The sequence below is a fragment of the Barnesiella sp. CU968 genome (assembly GCF_905219685.1).
Classification (GTDB): Bacteria; Bacteroidota; Bacteroidia; order Bacteroidales; family Muribaculaceae; genus Lepagella; species Lepagella muris_A.
In genome coordinates, this window is the sequence record NZ_CAJMXD010000155.1 from 1 (window position 1) to 6,679 (window position 6,679).

At 49.2% G+C, this 6,679-nt stretch carries 6 protein-coding genes; 4 read left to right on the top strand and 2 right to left on the bottom strand.

Going from position 1 to position 6,679, the window contains the following annotated elements; translation table 11 throughout:
• Positions 1 to 497: 497 nt before the first annotated feature.
• The 4 genes from JX312_RS07355 (at position 498) to nhaA (ending at position 4,702) form a co-directional block, all read left to right on the top strand.
• Entirely contained in the window at positions 498 to 752 is a 255-nt protein-coding gene (locus JX312_RS07355) for a hypothetical protein (protein WP_204457551.1), read from the top strand.
• Between the two features lie 162 nt (positions 753 to 914).
• Positions 915 to 2,702 carry a translation elongation factor 4 gene (gene lepA / locus JX312_RS07360; RefSeq protein ID WP_204457552.1) on the top strand — a complete coding sequence of 596 codons (1,788 nt, stop codon included), beginning with the start codon at positions 915 to 917 and terminating at the stop codon, positions 2,700 to 2,702.
• Between the two features lie 77 nt (positions 2,703 to 2,779).
• Positions 2,780 to 3,256 carry a thioredoxin-dependent thiol peroxidase gene (gene bcp / locus JX312_RS07365; protein ID WP_123405630.1) on the top strand — a complete coding sequence of 159 codons (477 nt, stop codon included), beginning with the start codon at positions 2,780 to 2,782 and terminating at the stop codon, positions 3,254 to 3,256.
• A gap of 84 nt (positions 3,257 to 3,340) precedes the next feature.
• Positions 3,341 to 4,702: a Na+/H+ antiporter NhaA gene (gene nhaA, locus JX312_RS07370; RefSeq protein WP_204457553.1), complete on the top strand. Its 1,362-nt coding sequence runs from the start codon at positions 3,341 to 3,343 to the stop codon at positions 4,700 to 4,702.
• Here the strand turns inward: nhaA and JX312_RS07375 are convergent.
• Both JX312_RS07375 and JX312_RS07380 read right to left on the bottom strand, forming a co-directional pair.
• Positions 4,622 to 5,989, bottom strand: coding sequence for a PAS domain-containing sensor histidine kinase (locus JX312_RS07375; protein WP_204457554.1), 1,368 nt, complete (start codon positions 5,987 to 5,989; stop codon positions 4,622 to 4,624). The two genes, nhaA and JX312_RS07375, sit on opposite strands and share 81 nt — an antisense overlap.
• A gap of 9 nt (positions 5,990 to 5,998) precedes the next feature.
• Positions 5,999 to 6,679 (bottom strand): sigma 54-interacting transcriptional regulator (locus JX312_RS07380; RefSeq protein WP_204457555.1); only part of this gene is annotated, 681 nt, incomplete at its 5' end.

The window sequence follows — 6,679 nt, forward strand, 5'->3', positions numbered from 1 at the left end:
AGAATTTTTTGTTTTCTTCACACATTTTACTAAAAAATGTTGAATCTGACGGTCAACACTTTTCCGGACTAGACATAGGCTGTTGTTGAAACCGCCAAACTAAACTAAACGCTAAACTACAACTAAATATTATTCAGTTTGAATATGGCGGAGAAACTCATTCCATTGCTGAGCTTTCACATTGCGATTTCTCAAAGGGAGGTGTCGGAGATAAATTGTGGATGATGGAAGAAATCAAAGCATACCTTGTGGATAATAATCTTTCCGGGTCGCAAATCAAAAACGTGCGTCTGTTTGGTAAAGGATGTGAGTTGATTACTAAAGTCGATGACTTTTCAAAGATTTGATATCAAGGTGAATTGTGTATCCAAGGAATACTAATGCTCTTATTAAGTATGACTAATCAATACATTAAATAATTTCGATGTCATACTCATAATTGATATTCGGATTGACATACTCATAATAACAATAAAAATGAAAACAACTAAATTTGTTTGTGTGGCAATGGTTTGCGGTGCGTTGATGGCAGGATTCAGTTTCAAGTGGAGTTGCTGGGTGGGTCTTATTGGGATCCTTTCCTGCAGCAGCAGGGATATTTTGGTAATCTTCCGAAGAATCTTGTTATTTCCGGAAACGATGGAGAACCCCTGTGGCAATTGAGCTATGAAGTCAATGCCAACGGCTATCCAACAAAGATAACCGGCAAGGATAAAAAAGACACTGCAGTTATGACGCTGACATGGCGATAATAGAGGATCTTGATTTATAAACGGAGGAGCAAGCTTCCTCCGTTTTTTGCTTTATCGGACATTGCTTAATAAGTGATAATCGCTTATGATACTTCTGCTTATTGGCTGATGGTTGTAAATTCCATAATTTATGACTAATTTTGCAGTCGAATTTGTTTAAAGATGAAGAATATAAGGAATTTCTGCATTATAGCTCATATCGATCACGGAAAGTCGACGCTTGCCGACCGTCTGCTTGAACGCACGAATACAGTGGTAGGAAAAGATATGGAGGCGCAGGTGCTCGATGATATGGACCTTGAGCGCGAACGCGGCATAACTATCAAGAGCCATGCGATTCAGATGGATTATGAGCTTGACGGTGAAAGATATACTCTCAACCTGATTGACACTCCTGGACACGTCGACTTCTCGTATGAGGTGTCGCGCTCGATCGCCGCATGCGAAGGTGCGTTGCTTATAGTCGATGCATCGCAGGGTATTCAGGCGCAGACGATATCCAATCTATATATGGCTATCGACAACGACCTTGAGATAATTCCGGTTATCAACAAGTGCGACCTTGACAGCGCGAAACCGGAGGAGGTTGAAGACCAGATAGTTGATCTGCTCGGTTGCGGACATGACGAGATCATACGTGCCAGCGGAAAGACCGGCATGGGTGTCGATGACATCCTGCGTGCCATCGTGGAAAGGGTGCCCGCGCCGCAGGGAGATCCCGAGGCGCCGCTGCAGGCTCTGATTTTCGATTCAGTCTTCAATCCGTTCAGGGGAATCATAGCCTATTACAAGATAGTAAACGGAACTGTAAGGACCGGCGATTTCGTGAAATTCGTGTCTACAGGGAAGGAATATCACGCCGACGAGATCGGCGTGCTCAAACTTGACATGGCGCCGCGCAAGGAACTCTCGGCAGGCAACGTGGGATATATAATCTCCGGTATCAAGAGTTCGAAAGAGGTCAAGGTGGGCGATACGATCACTCATGTCAACCGTCCGTGCGCGAACGCCATAGCCGGTTTCGAAGAGGTGAAGCCGATGGTGTTTGCCGGAGTATACCCGATCGAGACGGAGGATTTCGAGAATCTTCGCGCCTCGCTTGAGAAACTGCAGCTCAACGATGCTTCGCTGACTTTCCAGCCGGAATCCTCTGCGGCTCTCGGTTTCGGTTTCCGTTGCGGTTTCTTGGGACTCTTGCATATGGAGATTGTACAGGAACGTCTCGGAAGAGAGTTTGACATGGATGTCATAACCACTGTCCCTAACGTTTCCTATCTTGTATATGACAAGAAGGGCAACAAGACCGAGGTGCATAATCCGTCCGGCTTGCCTGAGGCAACACTTATCGACCATATCGAGGAGCCGTATATACGCGCCACAATCATCACGCAAGCGGATTTCATCGGCCCGATCATGACGCTTTGCCTCGGCAAACGCGGAGAACTCGTGAAACAGGAATATATATCCGGTAACAGGATGGAGCTTACGTTTGACATGCCTCTGGGCGAGATCGTGATAGATTTCTATGATAAACTGAAATCGATATCCAAAGGTTATGCCTCTTTCGATTATCATATCCACGATTACAGGGAGTCCAAGCTTGTGAAGCTTGACATTCTCCTTAACGGAGAGAGCGTGGATGCGCTTTCCACACTGACGCATGAGGCGAATGCCGTGAGATTCGGTCGCCGCGTGTGTGAGAAACTGAAGGAACTGATTCCTCGCCAGCAGTTCGACATCGCCATCCAGGCTGCAATCGGAGCTAAAATCATAGCCCGTGAAACGATCAAGGCAGTGCGTAAGGATGTTACAGCCAAGTGTTATGGTGGCGACATATCGCGTAAACGCAAGCTGTTGGAGAAACAGAAAGCCGGTAAGAAGCGCATGAAACAGATCGGTTCTGTAGAGGTGCCTCAGAAAGCATTCCTCGCAGTCTTGAAACTCGATTAAGAAAAACAGTTAAATAATTGTTATAGCTATAGAGGCTCCTGTGGTCTTTATAGCTATAATTTAATGTAAACACTATTATGAATATAGGTGACAAATTCCCTGATGTATTAGGCGTTGACGCCGAAGGTAAAGAAGTTAAACTGTCTGATTATCCCGGCAGACGTTTTATAATCTATTTCTACCCTAAAGACAACACACCCGGATGCACTGCCGAGGCTTGTAACTTCCGCGATAATTATTCCATTTTCGAGAAGATGGGATATCAGGTCATCGGAGTGAGCAAAGATTCTCCGGAGAGCCATAATAGATTTGCAGCCAAGTTTGCATTGAGTTTTCCTCTTGTGGCAGACACGGAGCATGCGCTCTGTGAATCGGCGGGAGTATGGCAAAAGAAAAAGATGGCAGGAAGGGAATATATGGGTATCGTTCGCACTACATTCGTGACAGATGAGAATGGAGTTGTGACCGATGTCATAGAGAAAGTCAAGACCAAAGAGGCGTCAGAGCAGCTTTTCGCCATACTTGACAACCGTTTTAATCCCAATCCCGCATAAAGGGGAAATAACCCGTTTCGAGTTGAATCCTGAACCTCATGTCTGGGATTCAGCCCATTATGTACAAACCAATCATTACCCAAAATGGCTTCTGTATTTTATACTGCACAAAAGACAATAAAGAATTATGCCAGCGGCGGCAATGTGCTTATATTTGCGACCGCGCTGGCACTGCTGGTGGTCAATCTGCCGTTCACACGAGAGATATATGAATCGATATGGCTTAACGAGGTCGAGCTTCGCGTAGGAGATTTCAATCTTTTCAGCCATCATGGCGCACCGATGTCGATCATGGCGTTTATCAACGACGCGCTGATGGCGCTTTTCTTTTTCTCCGTAGGTCTGGAAATCAAGCGCGAGGTGCTTGTGGGAGAACTTTCGTCGTTCCGCAACGCATTGCTTCCCATCATCGCGGCTATAGGCGGCATGGGAGTGCCCGTGCTTATCTACTGGTTCATGTCGAAAGGTACCGCATATGCCGGCGGCGCAGCAATTCCTATGGCAACCGACATTGCCTTCTCCCTGGGAGTCCTCGCCATGCTCGGCAATCGAGTGCCTATAGGTCTGAAAGTGTTTCTGACCACCTTGGCTGTAGTCGATGACATAGGAGGCATCATCGTCATAGCCGCGTTCTACAGCACACATATCGACTACATGCTGCTGCTTTATGCCGCCGCCTGTATGCTCGTGCTGTTTGTGGGAGGCAAGTTGGGCATACAGTCCAAGATGTTCTATGTGTTTCTGGGAGCGGTCGTATGGTTCTGTTTCCTCAACGCCGGCATACATCCCACAATCGCCGGTGTGCTTGTGGCATTCTGCGTTCCGGCTAAACCTGTCTACGCACCTATGAAATATATCAAGACCATCAGGCAGAACATATCGTTTTTCGCCCACGAGGATGACGAACATCTCAATTCGCGCACCATTCTGAGCAAAGAGCAGATGAACTGGCTCAAAGAGATAGAGTCATCATCCGACAAAGTAATCTCTCCGCTCCAAGATATGGAAGACACACTGCATCCCCTGGTCAACTACATCATAGTGCCGCTTTTCGCTTTCGCCAATGCCGGTATCTTTTTCGGCAACATGGAAATCAGCCAGCTGTTCCATGGCATCGCCCCGGCTATAATCGTGAGTCTGATAGGTGGTAAATTCCTCGGGATTTTCCTTTTTGCGGCATTATGCATATTGTTGAAATGGGCACCTATGCCGGAAGGCTCCACATGGGGAAGTCTTGCCGCAGTCTCATTGCTCGGCGGTATCGGTTTCACGGTGTCGCTCTTTATCGCCACACTCTCGTTCGGCACCGGAGACCCCGTCACTTCCCAGCTTCTAAACGACTCAAAGCTCGGTATTCTTGCAGGCTCACTTCTTGCCGGCATTCTCGGCTGGGCGGCGCTTCACCTCACGTTGCCCCGGGAAGCGGATTGTGAAGCGGGTCAGTGAATCCTGCCCGGTGCGCAGCGAGAACGAGCAACCGTGCCTGCGCAACACCTCCGACACTACCGTGAGCCCCAGCCCGCGTCCGGAATGCTTTGTCGAGAAGAACGGGCTGAAAAGACGTGAAGCCGTCTCTTCGGAGATTTCCGCGCCGTTATTGCATATTGTCAATGTGACAGAGCCGTTTTCATTTTCCGTGGCGATATGAATCACACCGTCGCGGTTTCCATTTCCGGAGATGCTCTCCACTGCGTTTTTCACGATATTGACAATAGCCTGCTGCAAAAGGGGCATATCGGCATTGACATACATCCGCTCTTTCTCGATTTCCGGGAGAGGGCGGTTTTCGTTGTTGAAGGTAATCACGCAACTGTCGGTTGCCATAAGGCGCAGAAATGGCAGCATTCCGGTGATTTCCGCATTCATGTCTACTTGTCTGAGAACAGGATCCGGTATTCTGGCAAGCTCCGCGAAAGAATCTATGAAACCGCACATCCCCGCGCACCTTTCCCTGCAACTTTCAATTGTCTCGTTCAGGTCCGGGTCTCCGGCTGTGTCTTCGGCAAGGGTCTCAAGGACTGTCAGCACGCTCCCCATGGTGTTGTTGACCTCATGGGAANTCATGCGTANCACCTTTTCGTATGCCTCTTTCTCAGCTGTTCTCAGTTCATCGGTAAGAGTCTCCACAAGATAAAAATGACGGTGAAACCCCTCTTGCAGAAACTGCAGGTGATATCCCCGGTACAGACGGGAACCGTCCTGCCTGATGACACGACTTTCTCCCTGTGGTATGTCGAGTAGCGTTCTTACAATGCGGGAGTCCAGTTCGTCGAGTCTTTTGCCGGCTATGCCATCCTCATTCCTGATCTCCGCGATTCTGATGAATGCCCCGTTGGTCATCGACACTCTGCCGTCGAGGTTAAGCAGAATAATGCCCATCGGCGACGCCTCGATAAGAAGCCTGAGGAATGTATCCTGTTCCTTAAGCCGCAGCCGCTCGTTTTTCAGACGCGTCATAAGGTCATTGAAGAGAGACACGATGCGGTCGGCACCCGGTTCGCCCACTTTTATCAGTCGGTTGTTGAAATCCTGGGCGCGAAGGAGATCAAGACCGCGCTGTGCCGCCGACAACGGCTTTACGATGCTCCTGCGAAGCAGCAGAAGAAGAATGAACGACATCGCGGCAATTCCTGCGCACCACCATCTTGCAGGAGAAGGAAGCATAATGCACGCTGCCGGGGCACAGGCTGCGGAAAGCAGGAGAAGGATATTCAGTATGACGTGTGGTCTCATATGCCGGAATCACGAAATGTCGATGCCATGTTTCTCAATTTTGCGATAAAGCGACTGTCGTGTTATGCCGAGCGCCGCCGCCACTCTTGACAGGTTGCCGTCATACTTTCTGACAGCCTCGGCGATAGCTGCCGCCTCAAGGTCTTCGAGAGTGGCGCCCTCAAGACTTCCTTTCAAGTCGGTTGCGGAAACATCCTGAATGTTTCCGTCTGCCTCGAAATCGCATTTTTCCAGTATGCCGCCGGCGCACATCAGCACGGCTCTCTCGACCATGTTCTTGAGTTGTCTCACATTGCCCGGATAGGGGAGACGCGAAAGGTAACCGAGCGCCTCATGAGAAATCTCCGGGCAACGGATGCCGTGAGACCTTGATGCCGACTCCATGAAATTCCTTGCGAGGAGAGGAATGTCGTCGCGACGCTCACGGAGTGGGGGTATGCGCAGCGTGATAAGGTTTATACGGTAAAAGAGGTCTTCGCGGAAGGTGTGTTCCCTGACCATTGCCGGCAGGTCGGCGTTAGTGGCGCATATGGCACGGATGTCGGTTTTTCGCGTGCGGCTTTCGCCAAGGCGTTCGAATGTGTGCTGCTGCAGTACGCGCAGCAGTTTCACCTGACAGTCCTGAGTGAGGTCTCCTATTTCGTCAAGGAAGATCGTTCCCTTGTCGGCAAGTTCGAATCTGCCCTTGGG

What these genes read in the sequence shown, in the direction of transcription:
- lepA (WP_204457552.1), top strand. Translation starts at nt 915, where the DNA reads ATGAAGAATATAAGGAATTTCTGCATTATAGCTCATATCGATCACGGA.
- bcp (WP_123405630.1), top strand. Translation starts at nt 2,780, where the DNA reads ATGAATATAGGTGACAAATTCCCTGATGTATTAGGCGTTGACGCCGAA.
- nhaA (WP_204457553.1), top strand. Translation starts at nt 3,341, where the DNA reads ATGGCTTCTGTATTTTATACTGCACAAAAGACAATAAAGAATTATGCC.